At 61.6% G+C, this 21,613-nt stretch carries 24 protein-coding genes; 10 read left to right on the top strand and 14 right to left on the bottom strand.

Features of this window, described 5'->3' with window-relative positions; all coding sequences use genetic code 11:
* Nucleotides 1-102: 102 nt before the first annotated feature.
* The 4 genes from ykgO to LJE98_RS07445 all read right to left on the bottom strand — a co-directional run bounded on the left by ykgO (nt 103) and on the right by LJE98_RS07445 (nt 2,190).
* Nucleotides 103-228 (bottom strand): type B 50S ribosomal protein L36, encoded by a 126-nt coding sequence (ykgO, locus tag LJE98_RS07460; protein WP_006726873.1) that lies wholly within the window; start codon nt 226-228, stop codon nt 103-105.
* Between the two features lie 178 nt (nt 229-406).
* The gene (locus tag LJE98_RS07455; RefSeq protein ID WP_229574532.1) at nt 407-1,471 is read right to left on the bottom strand and encodes a 5-(carboxyamino)imidazole ribonucleotide synthase; all 1,065 of its coding nucleotides are present in this window, start codon (nt 1,469-1,471) and stop codon (nt 407-409) included.
* Nucleotides 1,468-1,968, bottom strand: coding sequence for a 5-(carboxyamino)imidazole ribonucleotide mutase (gene purE, locus LJE98_RS07450; RefSeq protein WP_229574531.1), 501 nt, complete (start codon nt 1,966-1,968; stop codon nt 1,468-1,470). The genes LJE98_RS07455 and purE overlap by 4 nt, the downstream gene beginning before the upstream one ends.
* 18 nt (nt 1,969-1,986) lie before the next feature.
* Entirely contained in the window at nt 1,987-2,190 is a 204-nt protein-coding gene (locus tag LJE98_RS07445; RefSeq protein WP_112244269.1) for a YdcH family protein, read from the bottom strand.
* Between the two features lie 233 nt (nt 2,191-2,423).
* Here LJE98_RS07445 and LJE98_RS07440 point away from each other — a divergent pair, with 233 nt between their 5' ends.
* Nucleotides 2,424-2,600, top strand: coding sequence for a YdcH family protein (locus LJE98_RS07440; RefSeq protein ID WP_229574530.1), 177 nt, complete (start codon nt 2,424-2,426; stop codon nt 2,598-2,600).
* 144 nt (nt 2,601-2,744) lie between these two features.
* Here the strand turns inward: LJE98_RS07440 and LJE98_RS07435 are convergent, their stop codons facing one another.
* Both LJE98_RS07435 and LJE98_RS07430 read right to left on the bottom strand, forming a co-directional pair.
* Nucleotides 2,745-3,005, bottom strand: a complete 261-nt coding sequence (locus tag LJE98_RS07435; protein WP_229574529.1) for an ArsR/SmtB family transcription factor — start codon at nt 3,003-3,005, stop codon at nt 2,745-2,747.
* Between the two features lie 77 nt (nt 3,006-3,082).
* The gene (locus LJE98_RS07430; protein ID WP_229574528.1) at nt 3,083-3,859 is read right to left on the bottom strand and encodes a sulfite exporter TauE/SafE family protein; all 777 of its coding nucleotides are present in this window, start codon (nt 3,857-3,859) and stop codon (nt 3,083-3,085) included.
* 104 nt (nt 3,860-3,963) lie between these two features.
* On the opposite strand from LJE98_RS07430, the gene LJE98_RS07425 reads away from it, so the two are divergent.
* From LJE98_RS07425 to LJE98_RS07395, 7 genes are all read left to right on the top strand, one after another.
* On the top strand, nt 3,964-4,611 hold the full coding sequence (locus LJE98_RS07425) for a thiamine phosphate synthase (protein WP_229574527.1): 648 nt from the start codon (nt 3,964-3,966) through the stop codon (nt 4,609-4,611).
* Between the two features lie 8 nt (nt 4,612-4,619).
* A complete protein-coding gene (locus LJE98_RS07420; protein WP_229574526.1) occupies nt 4,620-5,810 on the top strand; it encodes a tetratricopeptide repeat protein in 1,191 nt (396 codons plus the stop codon).
* Nucleotides 5,811-5,849: 39 nt separating this feature from the next.
* Nucleotides 5,850-7,112, top strand: a complete 1,263-nt coding sequence (locus LJE98_RS07415) for an MgtC/SapB family protein (RefSeq protein ID WP_229574525.1) — start codon at nt 5,850-5,852, stop codon at nt 7,110-7,112.
* Between the two features lie 138 nt (nt 7,113-7,250).
* Entirely contained in the window at nt 7,251-8,051 is an 801-nt protein-coding gene (locus LJE98_RS07410) for an inositol monophosphatase family protein (protein WP_229574524.1), read from the top strand.
* 99 nt (nt 8,052-8,150) lie between these two features.
* Nucleotides 8,151-9,182 (top strand): flagellar motor protein MotA, encoded by a 1,032-nt coding sequence (locus LJE98_RS07405; RefSeq protein ID WP_229574523.1) that lies wholly within the window; start codon nt 8,151-8,153, stop codon nt 9,180-9,182.
* Nucleotides 9,183-10,214, top strand: a complete 1,032-nt coding sequence (locus LJE98_RS07400; protein ID WP_229574522.1) for a peptidoglycan -binding protein — start codon at nt 9,183-9,185, stop codon at nt 10,212-10,214.
* Between the two features lie 88 nt (nt 10,215-10,302).
* Nucleotides 10,303-11,949, top strand: a complete 1,647-nt coding sequence (locus tag LJE98_RS07395; RefSeq protein WP_229574521.1) for an FAD-binding dehydrogenase — start codon at nt 10,303-10,305, stop codon at nt 11,947-11,949.
* Between the two features lie 121 nt (nt 11,950-12,070).
* Here the strand turns inward: LJE98_RS07395 and LJE98_RS07390 are convergent, their stop codons facing one another.
* Entirely contained in the window at nt 12,071-13,873 is a 1,803-nt protein-coding gene (locus LJE98_RS07390) for an ABC transporter transmembrane domain-containing protein (protein ID WP_229574520.1), read from the bottom strand.
* A 188-nt stretch (nt 13,874-14,061) separates the two neighbouring features.
* Here LJE98_RS07390 and rpmE point away from each other — a divergent pair, with 188 nt between their 5' ends.
* Nucleotides 14,062-14,283, top strand: a complete 222-nt coding sequence (rpmE, locus tag LJE98_RS07385) for a 50S ribosomal protein L31 (RefSeq protein ID WP_229574519.1) — start codon at nt 14,062-14,064, stop codon at nt 14,281-14,283.
* Between the two features lie 95 nt (nt 14,284-14,378).
* Here rpmE and LJE98_RS07380 read toward each other — a convergent pair whose 3' ends face one another.
* From LJE98_RS07380 to LJE98_RS07365, 4 genes are all read right to left on the bottom strand, one after another.
* Complete coding sequence (locus LJE98_RS07380; protein WP_229574518.1) at nt 14,379-15,446, bottom strand: patatin-like phospholipase family protein; 1,068 nt, start codon at nt 15,444-15,446, stop codon at nt 14,379-14,381.
* Between the two features lie 152 nt (nt 15,447-15,598).
* Nucleotides 15,599-16,114 (bottom strand): DUF1465 family protein, encoded by a 516-nt coding sequence (locus LJE98_RS07375; RefSeq protein ID WP_229574517.1) that lies wholly within the window; start codon nt 16,112-16,114, stop codon nt 15,599-15,601.
* 352 nt (nt 16,115-16,466) lie between these two features.
* A complete protein-coding gene (locus tag LJE98_RS07370; protein WP_229574516.1) occupies nt 16,467-16,661 on the bottom strand; it encodes a DUF1192 domain-containing protein in 195 nt (64 codons plus the stop codon).
* Complete coding sequence (locus LJE98_RS07365; RefSeq protein ID WP_229574515.1) at nt 16,658-17,953, bottom strand: MFS transporter; 1,296 nt, start codon at nt 17,951-17,953, stop codon at nt 16,658-16,660. Before LJE98_RS07365 ends, LJE98_RS07370 begins: the two co-directional genes overlap by 4 nt.
* 208 nt (nt 17,954-18,161) lie before the next feature.
* Between LJE98_RS07365 and LJE98_RS07360 the strand changes: the two genes are divergently transcribed.
* Nucleotides 18,162-18,317, top strand: a complete 156-nt coding sequence (locus LJE98_RS07360; protein ID WP_229574514.1) for a hypothetical protein — start codon at nt 18,162-18,164, stop codon at nt 18,315-18,317.
* 6 nt (nt 18,318-18,323) lie between these two features.
* Here the strand turns inward: LJE98_RS07360 and LJE98_RS07355 are convergent, their stop codons facing one another.
* From LJE98_RS07355 to LJE98_RS07345, 3 genes are all read right to left on the bottom strand, one after another.
* Nucleotides 18,324-18,767, bottom strand: coding sequence for a PACE efflux transporter (locus tag LJE98_RS07355; protein ID WP_229574513.1), 444 nt, complete (start codon nt 18,765-18,767; stop codon nt 18,324-18,326).
* A 261-nt stretch (nt 18,768-19,028) separates the two neighbouring features.
* On the bottom strand, nt 19,029-19,925 hold the full coding sequence (locus LJE98_RS07350) for a fructose bisphosphate aldolase (protein ID WP_229574512.1): 897 nt from the start codon (nt 19,923-19,925) through the stop codon (nt 19,029-19,031).
* Nucleotides 19,926-20,338: 413 nt separating this feature from the next.
* A complete protein-coding gene (locus LJE98_RS07345) occupies nt 20,339-21,538 on the bottom strand; it encodes a phosphoglycerate kinase (RefSeq protein WP_229574511.1) in 1,200 nt (399 codons plus the stop codon).
* Nucleotides 21,539-21,613: the final 75 nt, after the last annotated feature.

Below are 21,613 nucleotides of genomic sequence, written 5' to 3'. Positions count from 1 at the left end.
ATCCCTCAGCGCCGTCTTTCAAACTCAAATTTCCGAAATCAACACGCCGCAGATGTGGCGGGCAGTCCGTCTTGGCTCATGGGATCCGGAGATCCCGGGGCATCAGCCCTGGCGAGCCTTGAAGCGCGGGTTCTGCTTGTTGATGATGTAGATACGACCCTTGCGGCGAACCAGACGGTTGTCGCGATGACGGGCTTTAAGCGCTTTCAGCGAGTTCTTGATCTTCATTTTTCTGGTCCACAACAATTGTCGGGGAATGTGTCATTCACCCACTGTGATCAAACAATCAAAAGCGCGCCGCCGGGCGCGCCCCTGAAGAGTTGGCGGCAATTAGCCCGAGGGAGGCCGCCCTGTCAACATGTCCGGCAGAAAATGCGGGACAGATCAGGCTAAAAAGCCGGGAAAATCAGCTGCGAATCGGCAAGATTTCGGTGATGTGCCCCATCTTCCGGCCCGGGCGCGCCTCCGTCTTGCCGTAGAGGTGGACGAGCACATTGGGCTTGGCGAGCCAGTCAGGCACAGAATCGATGTCGTCACCGATCAGATTCGTCATCACGCAATCGGAATGGCGCACCGTGTCGCCAAGCGGCAGCGACGCGACCGCTCGAATGTGCTGTTCGAACTGCGAGACGATGCAGGCGGCCTCCGTCCAGTGGCCGGAATTGTGGACGCGTGGCGCGATCTCGTTGGCGATCAGGCTGCCATCCCCGAGCACAAAGAACTCCATGCCGACGACACCGACATAAGCGAGGCCATCAAGCAGCTTTGTCGCGGCCTCGCGGGCAGCCAGGGCCGTCTCAGGGGTGATCGCGGCGGGCTGGGTCGAGGTGTGCAGGATGCCGTTGCGATGGACGTTTTCCGTCGGATCGTAGCAGCGGATCTCGCCATCGATGCCGCGGGCGGCGATGATCGAGATCTCGCGAACGAAGGGCACGAAGCTTTCCAGGATCAGGGGGACCGAGCCGAGAGCCTCGTAACCGCCCGAGGCAGAATCACCCTTGCGATAGACCTTCTGGCCCTTGCCGTCATAGCCGAGACGACAGGTCTTCAACACGCCTTCCCCGTCGAAGTCGGACAGTGCGCGTTCGAGGTCGGCCTGGCTGTCGACCGCGTGGAAGCGCGCGGTCTCGATGCCGGATGCATTGAGGAAGCGCTTCTCCGTCAGCCGGTCCTGGGCGACCTGGAGCGCCTTCGGCGGCGGATAGACCGGGATGCTGGCGGCCAGCTTCTCGGCGGCCTCGACCGGCACGTTTTCGAATTCATAGGTGATGACGTCGCAGAGACGGGCGAGTTCGGCCAGTGCTGCCGGGTCGTCATATGCTGCGGTGATCTGGTGGTTTGCCAGCTGGGCCGCGGGGCTGTCGGGCTGCGGCTCGAGGATGACGGTGCGAAAATTCAAGCGGGCGGCAGACATGGCCAGCATGCGGCCCAGCTGGCCGCCACCGATGATGCCGATGGTGCGGATCGTCATGGGGCCTCGTCCACGGGATATTCGGCGACGGATGCCGTCTGGCGCTCGACCCATTCGTCGAGGCGTTCCTCAAGCTCGTCATCGAAAACAGCAAGAACGCGGGCTGCGAGCAAACCTGCGTTCACTGCGCCGGCGCGGCCGATGGCGAGCGTGCCGACCGGAATGCCGGCCGGCATCTGGACGATGGAATACAGGCTGTCGAGGCCAGACATCGATTTCGACTGAACGGGCACACCGAAGACGGGAAGGGTGGTCAGCGAGGCGACCATGCCCGGCAGATGGGCTGCGCCCCCGGCACCGGCAATGATCACCTTGAAGCCTTCGTCACGGGCGCCCTTGGCAAAGGCAACCATGCGGTCAGGCGTGCGATGTGCCGATACGATCCGGGCTTCGTAGGAGACGCCGAGCGCGTCGAGCGTGTCGGCCGCATTTTTCATGGTTTCCCAGTCGGACTGGCTTCCCATGATGATGGCGACGGGCGGGCACTCTGCTGTCATCAGGCTATCCTTCTGCCGTCATGCGATGATGTCGGGGATGATCTGGTCTTCCAGCGCGGTGATCTTGTCCTTGATCGACAGCTTCTTCTTCTTCATCCGCTGAACGCGCAAGGCATCGCACCCGACCGTGATCATGGCGTTGATCGCGGCATCGTAGTCTTCATGCTCCTGGCGAAGCCGCGCCAGAGAGAGCCGAACGTCAGCCTGTTCCTGATCGGCCATGCTTGTTCCCCATTATCGCCGTTTGCTCATCCTTTAAGGATGCCCGGAAGATTCGCGCAAGCTCCTATCACCAAATACCGGTAACGGGAAGTTATCCCTAACTTCGATTTTGATGGTCGTTTTTGGCCAATTCGCCTTCGACAAACCGCATTTCTCATGTCACATTATCTTCGCAAAGCCTGAAACTCCAGCGGATGAGGGCTGGAGGTAGGCGATAAGGAAGGACGCATCAAATGACCATACAGGCTCATCTTGAATCGCTGCAGAAGAAGCATGGAGCCCTCGAAGAAAAGCTCCATGATGCGCTTGCATCTCCCTCCGTCGATGATCGGCACATTGCCGAACTGAAGCGCCTCAAACTGCGACTCAAGGATGAAATGGAACGCGTTAGGGCTTCCACACGCCACTGATACCCCCTTCCGGCTGCGCCGGGATCCGGCGACTTCCAAGACCGATCCTGATGTATTCATGAAGCAGCCAGCAACCCATCCAGGCCCCGAAGTTTTCGACTTCGGGGCCTTTTATTTTGTCCGATATCAGAAAAAGCCTGGGGCTCACGACCAGAACTGGTCGAGCCACATGTTCATCCGGTCGAAGCCGGGACGTTGAATGAAATAAATGCGGCGGGTGCCTTCGGAGCGCACATCGACAAGGCCACTGTCCAGCAATGCCTTCAGGTGCTGGGAGACGGCCGGACGACTGATCGGCAGCTGGCCGGCGAGCTCGTTCACGGTCTTCTCGCCGCGGCGCAGATCCTCGAGGATGTGTCGCCGGTTCGGGTCTGCAATCGCCGTGAACGGGTCTGCGTTCGTCATGGTGAAAGCCTATGTCAAAGGCCGGGCTGCGGCAAGCGCTCATGTGCGCTGCAGCAAGGGCGTTCGCGACCTCGATGTCAGCCGCCGAAGAGGCCGGCGATCCCGTCATAGAGCAGTTTGCCGCCGGCAAGCAGAACCATGCCATACATGAGGGGATAGAAGATCTTCGGCTTCAGGAAATGGACGAGACGCGCGCCAGCGAGCGTCGATACCAGCGCCACCGGGAGCAATGCCGCCGACAGGGTCAGATTGGTGGCGTCCAGTTCTCCCAGCGCGAAATAGGGGATGACCTTGATCGCATTCAGCATCGCAAAGAAGCGGGTCGATGTGCCGGTATAGGTGAGCGGGTCGAGCTTCAGCGGCAGAACATAGATCTGGAAGGGTGGGCCGCCGGCATGGGCGACGAAACTGGCATAACCCGCAAGCGAGCCCCAGAATGAGCCGGCGACTGGGCGTTGGCTGGCTGCTGCCGTCACCTGTCCCTTGTAAGCCGCCCAGCTTTCGAGGAAGTATTTCAGGGCAAAGACGACGGAGATGCCGCCTAGGACGAGGCGCATGGCATCGGCAGAGACATAGGTGGATGTCGCCCAGCCGAGGGTGATGCCGATCACCGCGCCGGGCAACATGACCAGAAGTGTCTTACGGTCATTATAGCCCCGCCAGGCCCAGAGCGCGACGGCATCCATGACGAGCAGGATCGGCAGAAAGATGGCGGCGGCCTGCATGGGCGGCACGGCGAAGGCCAGCAACGGCACGCCGATCAGTGCGAAGGCTCCGCCGAGGCCGCCTTTCGACAGGCCGACAAGGGCAACAGCGGGAATGGCGACGGCATAGAAGTTGGGGTCTGTCAGCATTGCGCGGTTGATCCTTTCGGAAGAGCGGTCTATCGGATTCATCCAGAGAAAACGAGGACGGAATCCGCCTTATCGGACCTGTCCCGCACACGGAAACATCGCGTATGACCGAAAATCGCTGCCGCCTCGTCCTCATCGTTCCCGATATCGCCGATCCCGCCGAGCGCAGCGAGATGCTGCGCAATGCCCTGCGCGGCGGTGACGTCGCCTCGGTGATCATCCCGCAATACGGTCTGGACGATACCGTTTTCCAGAAACATGCCGAGCTGCTCGTGCCCGTGGTCCAGGAAGCGGGTGCTGCAGCACTCGTCGTCGACAACAGCCGGGTCGCCGGGCGGGTCAAGGCGGACGGCCTGCATGTGTCTGGCAATGCGGCGACGCTGGCCGAAGAGTTCGAGAAGCATACGCCGAAGCTCATCGTCGGCGGCGGCAATGCGATGGATCGCCATCATGCGCTGGAGATCGGCGAGATCCAGCCGGACTACATCTTCTTCGGCAAGATCGACGGGGACATCAAGCCGGAGGCCCATTCGAAGAATGTGGCACTGGGCGAGTGGTGGTCATCGATGATCGAGATCCCCTGCATGGTGATGGGCGGACAGGACCCGTCTTCGGCTGTGACGGTTGCCGAAAGCGGGGTGGAGTTCGTGGCGCTCGGCAAGGCGGTCTTCGCCGATCCGTCGCAAGCCGCTGCGATTGTGACACGTGTGAATGCAGAGCTTGACGAAAAAGCGCCACGGTTTGCAGATTGAACCAGGTCATGCGTTCAATCCCGTCTCACCATCGCCTGATTCTCGCCGTGCTTGCCGGGGCATGCCTTGCGCTCGCCAGTCCGGCGATCGGGCAGGAGGCTGAGGACGGTCTGGAGATCGGTGATGCGCCGGCGATCATGCCGGTGGATCCATCGGACGCAGGAGAGATCGAACGCGGTGCACGGCCGAGCAGCAGCACGGGTGACGCAAACACGCTCGATCGAGGTGAGAGGGATTCCGCGCCGCCCGTGACCAAGGGCGACAAGCCCATGGTCGGTGGCGAGCCCGACGCGCTGCAAGGCATCAACATCTATCTGCGCATGGGCACGCCGCTGCCCGACGTGCCACCGGAAAAACCTTATGAAGGAGAACCCGACACTGCTTACGGCGCCTTTCAGCGCGGTCTCTTCCTGACGGCCGTCGACAGGGCGCTGCCGCGTGCACAGCTCGGCGATCCCGCTGCGCAGACGCTGCTGGCGGAGATCATGTCGCGGGGACTCGGGGTGAAACGCGACCTCAAGGGCGCGGCATTCTGGTACGGTCAGGCCGCCCAGGGCGGTGATCCGGCTGCGATGTTCAAATATGCCTTGCTCCTGATGGAGGGCAAGGAAGTCCCGCAGGACAGGGAGAAGGCCGACGATTACATGCGTCGTGCTGCCGATGCGGGCAATGCTTCGGCCCAGTTCAACTGGGCGCAGATCCTGGTTGCCGGCACGCCCGGTGTGCGCGGGCTGACTGCGGCCATGCCCTATTACGAGAAGGCTGCGGAACAGGGCATCGCCGATGCGCAATATGCGCTGGCCCAGGTTTATTCGGCACTCAAGGACGTACCGGACGAGAAGAAGGCGCGCGCCCGGGAGTGGATGACGCGTGCCGCGCGTGCCGGCTTCGACACGGCGCAGCTCGACATGGGACTTTGGCTCGTCAATGGTTATAACGGGCCGCGCGACTACGAGGCCGGGTATCGCTGGCTCAGCATTGCCGCCGCGCGCGGCAATGTGGTGGCGCAGAACCGTCTGGCGCATCTCTACATCAACGCGCTCGGCACGGCGCCCGATCCGATCGAGGCTGCCAAGTGGTATGTCCTGTCGCGGCGGGCGGGGCTCAAGGATCCCGGCCTCGAGGATTTCTACCTCGGCCTGACCGAAGAACAGCAGAAACAGGCCATCGATCGCGCCAACCGGTTCCGGCGGACCTGAGGCGGCCTCGCTCTGCCGCTTCGGGGGGAGGCGGCCGCCATGGATCTTATCGACATCTTCCAGCGGTTCGGGCTTGCCATCGCGATCGGTGCGGCGGTTGGAGTGGAACGCCACTGGCGTGAGCGCGATGCGCCGGAAGGTGCGCGGATCGCCGGCGTTCGTACCTTCACGCTGATCGGCACGACCGGCGGGCTTGCGGGTCTGCTCGATGCCGGCCTCACACCGGGAAGCCTTTCCGGCCTGATCGTGGCGAGCTTCCTGATTGCGATTGCCGTCGTCCTGCTGCGCTTCGGACTGATGGAGGCACGCGCAGAAGGGTCCTTCAGTGCGACCACCGTCATTGCGGGGATCACCACTTTTGCCCTCGGAGCGCTCGCCGTGACGGGCGATATGGCCGTGGCCTCTGCGGCCGGTGCCGCTGTGGTGACGGTTCTTGCCAGCCGTGAATTCCTGCATGGCGCGATCAGGCGGCTGACCTGGGTAGAGCTGCGTTCGGCGGTCATCCTGCTCGCCATGAGTTTTGTTCTGCTGCCGCTCATTCCTGTCGATCTCTACGGCCCCTTCGGCGGGGTGTCACCGCGCAGCCTCGTCATTCTCGTCATCTTGCTCGCATCGATCTCCTATGCCGGCTATGTCGCCGTGCGCCTGATCGGTGGCGGACGCGGTGACCTTGTCGCCGGCGCCGTGGGCGGTCTCGTCTCCTCGACCGCTACAACGTTCGCGATGGCGCGCCAGAGCGAGCTGGTGGTCGACGCGGCCGGTCCTTGTTCCGGCGCGATGGCGGCGGGAAGCGTCTCCCTCATCCGGACGGCGCTCGTGCTCTTTGCACTTGCGCCAGCGCTTGCCGAACGGCTGTTGCCCGGCCTCCTTGTCGCTGCAGGAATTATGCTGGTGGGCGCGATTGCGCTCGTCGCGCGCACGGGACCTTCCAAGGCAGATTTGCCCGGAAATCCGTTCGAGCTTTCGCAGGTTGTCAAAATGGCGCTGCTGATCACCGTGATCGCTTTCATCGCACGCGCGGCGAGCCAGATCTTCGGTGACGGCGGCCTCTACCTCGTCTCCGGCCTGACTGCACTCGCCGATGTCGATGCGATGACCGTCACCGTCGCCGGCATGCTGCCGAGCCTCCCGCTCGATGTTGCAATCACAGCCGCCGGAATAGCCGTCACAGCCAACATGTTGGCCAAGGTCGTCTATGCCGCTGCGGTCGGAAGCCGTGGCTTTGCATTGAGGCTGGCCGCCATATCCCTGCTGGCTGTGGTTTCGGGCGCCGTCGTGACGTTTGCTGCAGGTCTCGTCTGACGAGCGCGCATGGACCGGAGCGGCCATCCCCCTTGAATTCCAGCGGCATTTGTGGTCTTGAACCCGCCAAACACCGCCGCTGACGCGCGCTTGCCCGTTGCCGCCTTCCGGCGCTCCCAGTTTCAAGGAATTCTATCTATGGCCCGCTCCGCCCTTCTCAACGTCATGGTCCAGTCGGCACTCAAGGCCGGCAAGTCGCTTTCGCGCGATTTCGGCGAAGTGCAGAACCTGCAGGTTTCGGTCAAGGGCCCTGGCGATTTTGTCTCGCAGGCCGATTTTCGCGCCGAGAAAATCGTGCGCGAGGAGTTGCTGAAGTCCCGTCCGACCTATGGTTTCCTCGGCGAGGAAGGTGAAGAGATCAAGGGCACCGACGGTGCGCATCGCTGGATCGTCGATCCGCTCGACGGCACGACCAACTTCCTGCACGGCATCCCGCAATTCGCCGTGTCCATCGCGCTCGAGCGCAATGGCGAGATCGTCGCCGGCGTCATCTTCAATCCGGCCACCGATGAACTCTACACGACGGAAAAGGGCGGCGGCGCATTCCTCAACGATCGCCGTATTCGCGTCGGTGCGCGCAAGGTGCTCTCCGATTGCGTCATCGGCTGCGGCGTCCCGCATCTCGGTCGTGGCCAGCACGGCAAATTCCTCGTCGAATTGCGTCATGTCATGGGTGAAGTGTCCGGCGTTCGCCGCATGGGGGCTGCAGCACTCGATCTCGCCTATGTCGCAGCGGGTCGTCTCGACGGATTCTGGGAAGCGCAGCTCAATTCCTGGGACATCGCGGCTGGCATTCTGCTGATCAAGGAAGCCGGCGGCTTCGTCTCTGACATGAAGGGTGGCCAGGACATGTTCGACAACGGAACCGTTCTTGCCGGCAACGAATACATCCGTAAAGCGCTGGAAGAAGTGGTCAATCGTCCGGTGCCGCAGGGCTGATCGGAAGCCTGCAGGAAAATTATCCTGCCTTCGCGGCTTCAATTCGTCGCAATTTTCCACTAGCCTTCGGAGCAAGATTCTCCGGAGGTCGAGCGTATTATGGCGAAAGTGAAGTTGGAGGACCTCGAGGTCGGGGAAACCCGCCCGGGTGCATACGGCCAGAAACTCTCAAGCCCGATGCCCTTCTTCACGACTATGGTGATCTTTCTGATCATCGTGTGTTTCATCGCGGCCATTCTTTATCGCCAGGCGCATGCGGCCTTCGTGACCAATCCCGGGCTGAACGGCCTGATCCTCGGCGTGCTTGGCGTCGGGATCATTCTGGTGTTCACGCAGGTGCTGGCGCTTCGGCCCGAAGTGCGCTGGTTCAATTCTTTCCGTGCCGCTGGTGACAATGCCTCTCTGGTCGGGCGCGAACCGAAGCTTCTGGCACCGATGCGGGCCCTGATCGGCGGTCGCCGCGCGATGGCAATATCCACCACCGCCTTGCGCTCCATCCTCGATTCAATCGGCACGCGTCTCGACGAATCGCGTGATACCAGCCGCTACCTCATCGGCCTCCTGGTCTTTCTCGGCCTTCTCGGCACGTTCTGGGGTCTGCTCGGAACGATCAGCTCGATCAATGATGTCATCCAGAATCTCGATCCTGCATCGGGCGATGGCAATGACATCCTGCAATCGCTGAAGTCCGGCCTCACGGCGCCGCTCGCCGGCATGGGGACGGCCTTCTCGTCTTCGCTGCTCGGCCTTTCCGGTTCACTGATCCTCGGCTTCCTCGACCTGCAGGCAGGACGTGCGCAGAACCGGTTCTACGTCGAGCTCGAAAACTGGCTTTCCTCTGTTACCGATGTGGATTCGGAGCGGGCAGTTGTGTCCGACGCCAGTGGTGCCATTGTCAGCGAGGACATCCAGTTGCTCGTCGCGGAGATCCAGAAGCTCGGGAGCCGGGAGGGCAATGAGCGTTCCGTCGCCGCGATCGCCGGCCTTGCCGAAGGCATTCAGGGTCTGGTCAAGAACATGCGCAACGAGCAGCAGATGCTGCGCGACTGGATCGAAGCCCAGCAGGAGGACGCCCGCGCCATGCGCAAGACCCTCGACCGTCTGAACGACAAGATCAGCGGGGCGAAGTAAATGGCGCTCGGGCGCAACCGCCGCCGTGATCGCGCGGTCGATTACTGGCCTGGCTTCGTCGATGCCCTGTCGACGCTTCTGCTCGCCATCATGTTCCTGCTCACGGTTTTCGTCGTCGCCCAGTTCATCCTGAGCCGCGAAATCTCGGGCAAGGACGAGGTTCTGAACCGGCTGAACAGCCAGATTGCCGAACTCACGCAGCTGCTCGCGCTCGAGAAGAGCGGCAAGCAGGATCTGGAAGATGCACTCGCCTCGCTGCAATCGTCGCTCTCGTCCTCGGAAAGCGAGCGGACGCGACTTCAGCAGTTGCTGGAAAGCGGCGCCGGCACCGCCGATATCGCCAATGAAAAAGTAGGACGTCTCACGGGCGAGCTCGATGCCGAGCGACAGGTCAGCGCCCGCGCGATGAGCCAGATCGAGCTTCTCAACCAGCAGATCGCAGCCCTCAGGGCGCAGATCGCAGCAGTGGAGCAGGCGCTTCAGGCCTCCGAGGCCAAGGACGAGGCGTCGCAGGCGCGGATCTCCGATCTCGGCCGTCGTCTCAACGTGGCGCTCGCCCAGCGCGTCCAGGAACTCAATCGCTATCGGTCCGACTTCTTCGGCCGTCTGCGCGAGATCCTGTCGGATCGCGAGAATATCCGGATCGTCGGCGACCGTTTCGTCTTCCAGTCGGAAGTGTTGTTTCCGGTCGGTGGTGCGGATCTCGACACCGCGGGCCAGGCGGAGATGGCCAAGCTCGCGGCGGCCATTCTGGAGCTGGCGCAGGAAATACCCGCCGAGATTAACTGGGTGCTTCGTGTCGACGGGCACACGGATGCGTCGCCGCTGACAGGGACGGGACGTTACCGGGACAACTGGGAGCTTTCTTCCGCGCGCGCCACGTCGGTGGTCAAATACCTGATTTCCCAAGGCGTTCCGGCCAATCGACTGGTTGCTGCGGGCTTCGGGGAATTCCAGCCGATTGCCGAGGGCGACACGCCCGACGTCCTTTCCCAGAACCGCCGCATCGAGCTGAAGCTCACCGAGCGTTGAATTGCGCAAATTCGTTTGCTCCGCACGCAATTTGTGGGATGTATTACGTGCGCGTAAAGGTAAGGTCGTGACGGAGTAGGAGGGTGCCATGCTGGAATTCGACGTCGTCGTCATCGGTGGGGGGCTCGCCGGTCTTGTGGCCGCCACGGAGGCAACTGATCGTGGGCTGAGCGTTGGCCTGATCGACCAGGAGGGGGAGCAGAACCTCGGCGGGCAAGCCTTCTGGTCGCTCGGTGGGCTCTTTCTGGTCGACAGTCCGGAACAGCGACGCATGGGGATTCGCGACAGTCTCGAGCTGGCACGGCAAGATTGGTTCGGATCGGCAGGGTTCGATCGCACCGAGGATTTCTGGCCGCGGCAATGGGCGGAAGCCTATCTGCAATTCGCAGCCGGAGAAAAACGCAACTGGCTGAGGAGCCAGGGTGTGAGGTGGTTCCCCGTCGTGGGCTGGGCGGAGCGGGGCGGCGGTCATGCCCACGGACATGGCAATTCCGTGCCGCGTTTCCATGTCACCTGGGGCACCGGACCCGGTGTGCTCGCACCCTTCCTGCGCCGCGCCAGGGCAGCCTCCGACCAGGGCAAGCTTACCTTCCTCTTCCGCCATCAGGTCGACCGACTGGTCGTCTCCAACGGCGCCGTGACCGGAGTGGCAGGCGTGCTGCTCGCCGGCGATGCGACGCCAAGGGGCGGCTCCAGCTCACGCAATGTCGTCGGTGATTTCGAGGTGCGGGCCGGTGCCGTGATCGCGGCCTCGGGCGGTATTGGCGGCAACCACGATCTGGTCCGCAAGAACTGGCCGGTGGAGCGCCTGGGAACCCCGCCGAAGAAGATGGTGGCAGGCGTGCCTGTCCATGTCGACGGGCGCATGCTCGCGATCGCGCAGGCGGCCGGGGGCGAAATCATCAATGGCGACCGGATGTGGCATTATACGGAGGGCCTGAAGAACTGGGATCCGATCTGGCCGAACCACGGCATCCGCATCCTGCCTGGCCCGTCATCCTTCTGGTGCGATGCCGATGGCAATCGTTTCCCGCCGCCGGCCATGCCGGGCTTCGATACGCTCGCGACACTCCAAGCGATCCGGTCGCGCGGCCACGACTATTCGTGGTTCATCCTGAACAAGGCGATCATCAAAAAGGAATTCGCCTTGTCGGGCTCCGAACAGAACCCGGACCTGACGGACAAGAACATCTCCCTGCTGCTGAAACGACTGGGCAAGAACCCGCCGGGTCCCGTGCAGGCCTTCATGGAAAAGGGTGAGGATTTCGTCGTTCGCGACAATCTCGAGGATCTGATTGCCGGCATGAACGAACTCACCGGTGAGCATCGCCTCGGCATCCACCATGTCCGCGCCCAGATCGAGGCGCGCGACCGGCAGATGGACAATCGCTTCTCCAAGGATGCGCAGGTTGTGGCCATCAGAGGCGCCCGCAATTATCTCGGCGACAAACTGATGCGCACGGCAAAGCCGCACAGGCTGCTCGATCCGGCGGCCGGGCCGCTGATCGGGGTTCGGCTGCATATCCTCACCCGCAAGAGCTTGGGCGGGCTGCACACCGATCTGGAGGCCCGCGTGCTCAACCGCGAAAACAAGCCGGTGCCGGGGCTTTATGCAGCCGGCGAGGCCTCAGGTTTCGGCGGTGGCGGCATGCATGGCTACAATGCCCTGGAAGGCACTTTCCTTGGAGGCTGCCTGTTTTCCGGCCTTGCGGCGGGGCGAAATGCGGGGCGGTGAGCCCGACTGCTCTTATGGCATGGCTCGATGACAGAGACTGACAGCATCGCTCTTCGGATCTGTTACAGCCAGCAAGGCCGGTCGAGCCGATCCCAGAGGTTACCAGAATCGAGACCTGGACCTATTGGGCGGCGGCCGTGAAGTCGCGACCGCCGGTCTCGAACTGCAGGCGAGCGAGTTTCGCATAAAGCCCACCCTGCTGGATCAGGCTTTGATGGGTGCCTTCCTCGACGATCCGGCCGTCGTCGAGCACGAGAATGCGGTCGGCCTTCAGGACGGTTGCCAGCCGATGGGCGATGACAATTGTCGTGCGGTCGCGCATCAGTCCGTCGAGCGCCATTTGAACGAGCGTCTCGCTCTCTGCGTCGAGCGCCGAGGTCGCTTCGTCGAGGAGCAGAAGCGGCGCGTCGCGGAGCAGGGCGCGGGCAATCGCAATGCGCTGGCGCTGGCCGCCCGACAGCGTCACGCCGCGTTCGCCGACGATGGTGTCGAAGCCATTTTCCAGACGCCCGATGAACTCGGTGGCCTGGGCAGCGTCTGCCGCTGTTTCCACCATCTCGCGGCTCGCACTGGGCGAGCCGAAGGCTATGTTCTCGTGAATCGACGTGGCAAAGATCGTTGTGTCCTGCGGGACGATCGCGATGCGCGCACGCACGGCTTGCGGATCGGCCTCGCGGATATCGACGCCATCGAGGCGGATCGTGCCGGTGGCGGGGTCGTAGAAACGCAGGATCAGCGAGAAGATCGTGCTCTTGCCGGCGCCGGACGGACCGACGATCGCGACCGTTTCACCATGGGCAACCGAGAAGGAAAGGCCGTTGAGCGCGGACTTGGTCTTGGCGGACGGGTATGTGAAATGCACATCGTCGAAGGTGACGCTGCCCTGGGCCGGTTCGGGTAGCGACTGGGGCAGGGCAGGTGCGGCGATTGCCGGATGTTCTTCGAGCAGTTCATGCAGACGTTCTGCGGCGCCGGCTGCCTGGGAGAGTTCGCCGAAGACTTCGGACAGGGTGCCAAGAGAACCTGCGGCGATCAGTGAATAGAGCAGGAACTGGCCGAGCGTGCCGCCGCTCATGGAGCCGGCCAGCACGCTCTGGGCGCCATACCAGAGGACCCCGACGACGCTGCCGAAGACGAGGGCGATGGCGACACCCGTCAGAAGCGAACGCGAGCGGATCGCCGAGCGTGCAGCCTCGTAGGCGCTCTCGACAGATGAGGCGTAGCGTTCCCGGGCGGCGTCTTCGGCGTTGAAAGCCTGCAGGGTGCGCGCCGCTCCGATGACCTCGCCCGCATAGGAGGAGGCTTCGGCCAGCGTGTCCTGGGCGGCGCGCGAGCGTTGACGCACGGAACGGCCGAAGCCGACCAGCGGAAAGACGATGACCGGGATCGCGGCAAGCACCATGATCGAGAGTTTCGGGCTCGTCGCGATCATCATCACGACGGCGCCGAGACAGAGAATCGTATTGCGCAGTGCAAGCGAAGCGGTCGCGCCGACCGCGGATTTCAGCTGGGTCGTGTCGGCGGTCAGGCGCGAAACGATCTCGCCCGACTGGTTCACATCGAAGAAGGAGGGCGACAGCCGGGTGACATGGGCAAAGACATCACGGCGAAGGTCGGCGACCACGCGCTCCCCGATGGTGATCACGTAATAGTAGCGCAGGGCACTCGCAATCGCGAGAACGATGGCCATGACAATCATCATGGCGAAGTATCGGTTGATGAAGGTGCTGTCGGAGGCCTGGAAGCCGTGGTCGAGCATGCGACGGATAGCTATCGGCAGGGCAAGCGTTGTTGCGGCCGCGAGGCACAGGAAGATCAGGGCCCCGGCAACCAGTCCGCGGTAGTTCCTCAAATAGGGGAAGAGACTGGTCAGAGGCTTCAGAGAGCGGCGTTTCTTGTCTGTATTTTTGGCTTCCGAGGTCACTCTGTCATGCTCCTTCAGCGCTCACGGGCTTTCGCGCCATGGCACTTGTTATCCTTGCATCCTTCATGTATAGGCACGGCATCGAATTGGGAAGCCGTAGCCCAGACGGACTGCGGCTTCATCTATTGAATAGGTTCTGCCGAGGCAATTGCGGCATATGGACCCCACGGCACAGCAGGAATAGAGCGATGAAGGCTGACATCCATCCCGACTACCACGTCATCAAGGTCGTCATGACCGATGGCACCGAATACGAAACCCGTTCGACCTGGGGTTCGGAAGGCGCCGTCATGAACCTCGAAATCGATCCCACCTCGCATCCGGCATGGACCGGCGGCAACCAGGCTATGCTGGACCGTGGTGGTCGCGTTTCCAAGTTTAACAAGCGCTTCGGTGGCCTCGGCCTCTGATCGTTTCGAACGATTTGCATATGAAAAGCCCGGCCTTCGTGCCGGGCTTTGTCGTTTCGGGCAGGTTGTGAAGGACAGGCTGTGAAGGACGGGGATCAGATCGCCGTGATGCGGTCGGCAATCTCTTCCAGTGCGAGATCGTGTTTCTGCGCGAGCGTGCGCCCGAATCTCTCGAGATCTGCAATGTTGTCCGGCGTGGCGTCATCAAGGGCGTCATTCGCACCGACGAGCGGGGCATCGAGCCGGAAGTAGTTGAGGGCCTTGCGATTCGCGAGGGTCACGACCGTTGCACCTTCGGCGAAAGAAGGCGGCTCGCGGTTGAGCAGCTTGTTCAGCTGGTAGGATGCCGTGCTCGACTGCCCCTGCATGAGGACGGAGATCAGCGGCGTGTCATTGGCCGGGTTGATCCAGCCGCCAGCGCCCCAGCTCTTGGCCTGCTGATACGGGATCTTCCGGTTTGCGGAACCGGTTCCGAGCGACAGGATCACCATTTCATCGCCGTTCTCACGCCAGCCCAGCTTGGACCCCTCGACATAGGCCGCCATGGCGGGATCTTTGGCGAAGACGCCTCCGTCGATCAAGGGAAGCGTCGGAGTCTGGCCATGGGCCGTGCGCGCGAGATCCTCGACGAGACCCGGTTCGAAATAGGTGGGGGCTGCCGAAGAGGCGCGGACCGCCTGCCAGACGTAGAAACGCTCGTGGTCCTTGTCTGCATTGGTCATGAACACGGCCCGGCGTGCGTGGATGTCGTAGGCCGTAATCAGAACCTTGGCGAGCGCGTCCCTGATCTCCGCCTTCTTGCCCAGCATGTCGATCAGGATCTTCTCAAGTGCCGCAGCACTGTAGCGTTCATCCAACAGGCCGCCTAGGTTGGCCATCTTCCGAAACAGTCCAACATCGAAGATCTCCGGGCCTTTGTCCTTGTAGAGGGCAAGCAGCGTCTGCGGATCGGCTGCGGGCTCCTTGGGGTGGCCGGGGCGGGGGCAGGTGAGGCCTGCTGCGATGATCGCGCCCGTCGAGGTGCCAGCGATGAGATGGAAGTAGCGATGCAGCGGCAGGGTCTTGTTCCTGTCCGCCAGTTTCTTCACCAGAATTGTCAACACGGCGGCAGGGATCACCCCCCTGATCCCGCCACCATCAATGGATAGGATGAATTTGGTCATGGACGCTCTCCCGATGTCTGGAACGGGATCAGTGTCGCATAATATTTAAAGTTGTAAATATGAGGTGCATACAATCAGTTTTATGAAAAATGGCAGCAAAAAACCCGGCCAGGTTTTGCTGGCCGGGTTGAAGGTGGTGCTTGCTGGCTTGATCAGCCTGCGTTGAAGGCCGTACGCAGCAGGTTCAACTGAGCCTGAACGCTGTTTTCATTGTCGGGCTGGAATTCTTCCTCAGCCGGACGATAGATTTCGCGGTCGAGCAGCGCGATGCGGTTCTGCAGGCGAAGCGAGCGTTCGACGAGATCGCGGAAGGCTTCCGGCAGGTCGTTCCAGCCGGGGGCTGCACGATCGACGTTGAAGCCGTCAAGGCGCACCTTGCTCTTCTCCGAGAGAACCTGATCGCGGCTCATCTCGCCATTGTTGACGGCGCGCTGCAACAGCAGCCAGGAAGCCATCTGCATCAGGCGAGTGGTCAGGCGCATGGATTCGGCCGCGTAGAGGACCGATGCCTGGCGCGGCAGAACCTTTGCGGCTGCGCGGCCGGGGCCATCGAGATAGGCAGCCGTTTCTTCGACCAGACCCATGCCCTCGGCATAGGTCGCCTTGAACTGGCTGGACGCTGCGACGCGTCCGGCGAAGCTAACCGTATTCATACCGAGTTCCGACATGGATGTTTCCCTGTAAACGCATCACTTAAGGCTTTTAACGACAGTGGTACAAACTTGTTCCTGCCGTATTTTGTGAGGCTACGATGCTACCAATAGCCCAAATCCGCAAGGTGAAACTTAAGGAAAGGTTAATTCCCACAATTTCGTGAAACCTTTGGCAAGTGGGACAAAAAAAGAGCCGCAAATGCGGCTCTCAAGGTAAAACAGGGAAAATCAGAGGCTCACCGAATGAGATGAACTGCCTGAATCCAGGTGAACTGGATGAACAGAGTTTCCCGTAAAATGCTTAACACGCAGTAAACGCAAATGTGAGAAGCCGTTTATTTCCGGACGTTTCTGAGCTTCTGCCCCGTTATACTTTAGGGCCGAAAAGGCTGTCGGCTGCCTTCCTTCCGGCATCCTTGCGCTCGATCTCGTTTTTGATTCGAATGATCTCTGCCTCGAGCAGGGTCACCCGGTGCCACAACTCATCGGAAGAAATGGCCGACAGGTCACAGCCAAGTTCGTGACCTTTGCTCCGCTTAGTGGGTTCCTCGTCCAATATCATGGGTGCTCCTCCCTCCGCTCCTGCTCCTCAAATGGTTCCTCTTCCGGAAAGGGCGCTGCGCGCGGATCGAGGCTCAAGCCTTCCGGTGTGCTGCTCATCGGCGATGCGGAAATAGGCAGGTTCGGCACGTTTTCACGATCCTCGGCGGGGATCGCGGCGCGTGTGCGGCTGCGATAGATCGCGTAGGCTGAAATGAGCAGGTGTGCGACCGCGGTCACTGCGAACAGCGCGTAGGGTCCAGCAGCCGTCATGACGGGGCCACCGAGCGTCGGCCCGATGATCGTCCCGATGCCAAAGAGCAGCAGCAGGCCGCCTGACACCTTCACGAATTCGTCGGGCTTGGCGAAGTCGTTCGCATGGGCCACGGCAATCGGATAGAGCGCATTGGCGGCGGCGCCATAAATGCCGACGAAAATGAAGATCAACAGCGGATCGGAGGGCGTGGTCGCGACCATGGCGAGTGCCGCGGCTGCGGCAAGCGCCGAGAGAGCTGCCAATACGTAGCGGCGATCGATGCGATCGGAAAGTTTGCCGGCCGGAAACTGCATGATGGCGCCGAGGAAGATCGTGACCGAGAGCAGCAGTGCTATCGTCGACGGATCGAGACCGACGCGCGAGCCAAAGACGGCCCCCAGCGTGCCGTAGGCGCCATTGGCGATGCCGATCATGAGGATGCCGACGAAGGATACGGGCGAGTTGCGGTAGAGCAGTGGCAAGTCGAGCTTGATCGACCGGAGCGGCTGCGGTGTGGCTGCGGTCGACATCAGCGTCGGCATGACCGCAAAGCCATAGACGATGCCGCAGATCATGAAGAGGATGGTCGTGGCCGGATCGAAGACGCCGACCAGCATCTGTCCCCCCACGACCCCGATCAAGGTGATCGAGATGTAGAAGGAGAAGATCATGCCACGGCTTTCATTGGTCGCGCGTTCGTTCAGCCAGCTTTCGATGATCATCGAGGTTCCGGCTGTGCAGAAACCGGTGATCACGCGCAGCGCAACCCACCAGTAGGCGTCGACAATGATGCCCGTCAGCAAGGCGTTGACCAAGATGAGCGCGACGAAGGTGGAGAAGGCCCTGACATGGCCGACACGCATCACGAGCTTCGGGGAGACGAAGCAGCCAAGCACGAAGCCGGCGGCCCAGGTGGTCCCCAAGAAGCCGAGTACTTCGTTCGAGTATCCCTCGGCAGCGCCCCGCACAGGCAAGAGCAGACCATGAAGGCCGTTTCCGAGAAACAGGAAAAGCGTGCCCAGGAGCAGGGCCATTACCGGCAGAAGATTACGTCTCATGGCATTCTTGTCGATTGGAGTGGGTGGCGTCCGGAAGGAGAAGCGCGTTTGATTCACAGTAGACTGATCTTCCTACCGTAAGCTGAATGCGACGCTTGGCGCTTGCAAGATAAGTTTCTGGCGCGCAAATGTGACGTGGTTGTGGCTCGCACTGCAGCTTCACGCGCCGTCCGAGCCGTTCGCAGATGCACGTCCACAGGGAATGTCGATGACCAAGGCCATATCCGCCTTTCTGATCCTCGCAATGATCGTCCAATTGATCAAGCCGATCGGCCTGCCGGGGCTGCGGCGGCGGGGCGACTTCTGGAAGCTCGCGGTGGTGGCTTTCGTGACATGGTCGGTCACGCTGCTGATTCGGCCCTGACGAGCTTCAGATCTTGCCCGCTTCCGGTTTGTTCTGCCATTCCGGCAACGGGAAGAGGCGGTCATAGCCCCAGTTGAAGACGAAGGCATAGACCATGTAGAAAATCGCGAAGGCGGCGTCCATGACGAAGGCGTGCCAGAGGCTGATGCCCAGATACCAGGCGATGAAGGGCATCAGGATCGTCAGCAGTCCCGCCTCGAACAGGACGGCATGAAAGATCCGCATGCCAACAGTCTTCAGGGTCGTTCCGGTATAGCGCTGCAGGACGTGATCGAAGCCAAGATTGTAGATGTAGTTCCAGGCCGTTGCGAGGGTGGCGCTGACGAGGCCGACAATGCCGATGTCGGCGACTGGCATGGAAAACGCCCAGCTGCCGATCGGTACGATGAGGGCAAGGCCGAGTAGTTCGAAGCTGATGGCGTGGCGAATGCGGTCTGCGGCGGTGCGCATGTTCTTCCCTCCGGGAAAACAAGCGGGTCGTCCCGCAAATCGATAATGGCCCTGAAGGGGGAGGTCGTCCTCGCCAAGGCATATAGGGACAAAGGCCGAAAGCGGCAAGAATTGGCCGCCGATCTTTTCAGCAAGAGCAAATAGGACTGTGGGTTGTCCGGTCGGCGGCGCCCGAGGCTCCATGCTTTGCCATGATGCAGGAAGCCCGGCGCGTGGCCGGGCTTTCGTGTCTTGATGACTAGATGGGACCGTCGAACCCGATCAGCTCTTGGTGACGCTCGCTGCGTAAATCTGGTCAATGGTCTCGGCAATGCTCATGTTGAATTCTGCATCGCTCATGGAGGTACGCAGCCTTTCGGTCAGGGCCCGCGAAAAACTCGCGATCATGCCGTGGTTGTGGCTGAGCTTTTCGCAAGCCTCCGCGGCGCTGTAACCGCCCGATAGCGCAACGACCCGGACGACGGACTTGTGCGAGACGAGCGGCGCATAGAAATCTGCGACCGTCGGGAGGGTCAGCTTCAGCATGACCTTGTCGCCGGCCGGCAGCTTGTCGAGTTCGGCGGCGATCTCGTCACGCAGGATGGCCTCGGCTTCTGTCTTGGTGGGGCTCTTGATCGAGACTTCCGGCTCGACAATCGGCATGAGGCCCTGGCCAATGATCTGGCGTGCGACTTCGAATTGTTGGCGAACAACAGCAGATATGCCCGTCTTGTCGGCATGGGCGATCACGGAGCGCATCTTGGTGCCGAAGATGCCTTTCTCACGACCGCGAACAAGCAAAGCGTCGAGCTCCGGCATGGGCTTCATCAGCTGGACTCCATTCTCTTCGTCGAGCAGGCCCTTGTCGATCTTCAGGAAAGGCACGACGCCGCGCTTGCCCCAAAGGAAGGAAGGCACCGGCTCGCCATCGACGTCGCCGTCCATGGTGCGCTCGAACAGGATCGCGCCAATCACCTTTTCCCCGGTGAAGGCGGGCGCCTTCATGATGCGGACGCGCATGGCGTGCATGAGGCGGAACATCTCCTCCTCGCCCTGGTAGTCGCTTTCGGACACGCCGTAGAGGCTCAACGCTTTCGGTGTCGAACCACCGCTCTGGTCCAGCGCCGCGATAAAACCAGGCGCCGAGCTCATCGTGTTCAACATCTTTGCGTCCACCATACTTTACTCCTGTCCGTGACCGTGGCGCGCGACGCGTCCACGTTTTCCTTGCGCTCTCAACCAGGCGGCAGTGCCCACCTGATCACTCCCTGCACGTTTCCAGTCTCTCGAGACTGCGATGACATCGGCGATAACAGAACTTCCATGATCGGAAAATGGCAGGCTAAGCTACTGAAACGATTGAAATCATTTCAATCGTTTGAAAATTCGAAGAATTTTAAATCTGTTTCAATTCAGCCCAGACGTGGGGTTGGCGCGGCGCCAGATCGATTGGAACAACTCATTGAAAAGGCGGGTCTACCTCGTCGACTGACGCGGCCCGCGCGAAGATACAAGCGCATGACGACAGACACGAAAAAAACCGCGCACCGGGGGTACGCGGTTTAATGTCATTTGAGCCGCTGGTCGACCGATCAGCCCTTGGTCAGGACCGCGACGCCCGGCAATTCCTTGCCTTCCATCCATTCGAGGAAGGCGCCGCCGGCCGTCGAGACATAGGAGAAGGCGCCGGCAACGCCGGCATGGTTCAGGGCCGAGACCGTGTCGCCGCCGCCAGCGACGGAGACCAGCTTGCCGGCCTTGGTCTGTTCGGCGGCATGCAGGGCGGCCGATACGGTCGCCTTGTCGAAGGGAGGGATCTCGAAGGCGCCGAGCGGGCCGTTCCAGACCAGCGTTGCAGCCTTGCCGATCCAGTCATTGACCAGTTCGATCGAACGCGGTCCGACATCAAGCATCATGGCATCGGCCGGGATCGCCGTGACATCGACCGTCTCGTTTTCGGCATTCGCCTTGAATTCGCGGGCGACGACGCCGTCGACCGGCAGGACGATGGTGCAACCGGCGGTCTTTGCCTTTTCCATGATCGCGCGGGCGGTGTCGGCGAGGTCATGTTCGCAGAGCGACTTGCCGACATCGATGCCCTGGGCGGCGATGAAGGTGTTGGCCATTCCGCCGCCGATCACGAGTGCATCCACCTTGCTCACCAGATTGGAGAGCAGGTCGATCTTGGTCGAGACCTTGGCCCCACCGACGATGGCAACGACTGGACGGGTGGGCTGCCCCAGCCCCTTTTCCAGTGCTTCCAGTTCGGCCTGCATCGTGCGACCGGCATAGGCGGGCAGGTGATGGGCGATGCCCTCGGTGGATGCATGGGCGCGGTGGGCGGCAGAGAAGGCGTCGTTGACATAGATGTCGCCGTTCTTTGCGAGTTCCCTGACAAAGCCGGCTTCGTTCTTCTCTTCGCCCTTGTGGAAGCGTGTGTTCTCGAGCAGGAGGACGTCGCCGTCATTCATTTCGGCAATTGCCGCGGCGGCTGCATCACCGATGCAGTCGGAGGCAAAGGCGACTCGCTGGTCGAGCACTTCTTCGACGGACGGGGCAATCAGCGACAGCGACTGGTCGGCAACCGGTTCGCCCTTCGGGCGGCCGAAATGCGCGAGCAGGATGACCTTGGCGCCCTTTTCAGACAGTTCGAGGATCGTCGGCGCCACGCGTTCGATGCGTGTCGTGTCGGAAACCTTGCCGTCCGTGACGGGAACGTTGAGGTCAACGCGGACAAGAATGCGCTTGCCTGCGATATCGGTGAGATCGTCGAGTGTCTTGAAAGCCGGCATGGATTTACCCGTCTAGAATGCTGTTGAACTGGGCTGACGGGCCGGACCTTACACCGCTCGTGTGACGGCGCAAGG

The sequence above is a fragment of the Rhizobium sp. 'Codium 1' genome (assembly GCF_020889605.1).
GTDB classification, from domain to species: Bacteria; Pseudomonadota; Alphaproteobacteria; order Rhizobiales; family Rhizobiaceae; genus Allorhizobium; species Allorhizobium algae.
This window is presented reverse-complemented; position numbering and strand designations above follow the sequence as displayed.